The following is a 327-nucleotide window of genomic DNA, read 5'->3' on the forward strand; positions in this document are numbered from 1 at the left end:
TCCAATGTGAGGGTAAAGACGGGCTGAGAGATCGGTCCCGTCGACCTCACAGTTCGCCTAATCGAACTGCTCACGAGTCTGAGAAGCAGATACTGGCGCTCAATATCGAGCACACCGGCTGGGGCGCGCGCAAGATCAAGGGATGCCTTGAACGGCGCGGCAGCAACATGCCTGCAGCCAGTACGGTTCATGCCATTCTCAAGCGTAATGAGCGCATCGACCCTCATGCAGGCCTAGTCAAACCTTTCATCAGATTTGAACACGAGCAACCCAATGATCTGTGGCAAATGGACTTTAAAGGCCATGTGCCCATGCGTACGGGTCGCT

Annotated in this window: 1 protein-coding gene; it reads left to right on the plus strand. The window is 55.0% G+C overall.

The features are described 5' to 3' along the window. Positions 1-327: helix-turn-helix domain-containing protein (locus GHO25_RS27010; RefSeq protein WP_178110265.1), on the plus strand; the 327-nt coding region annotated here is incomplete at both ends.

This window comes from Pseudomonas sp. FSL R10-1350 (genome assembly GCF_009600525.1).
Lineage (GTDB): Bacteria > Pseudomonadota > Gammaproteobacteria > Pseudomonadales > Pseudomonadaceae > Aquipseudomonas > Aquipseudomonas helleri.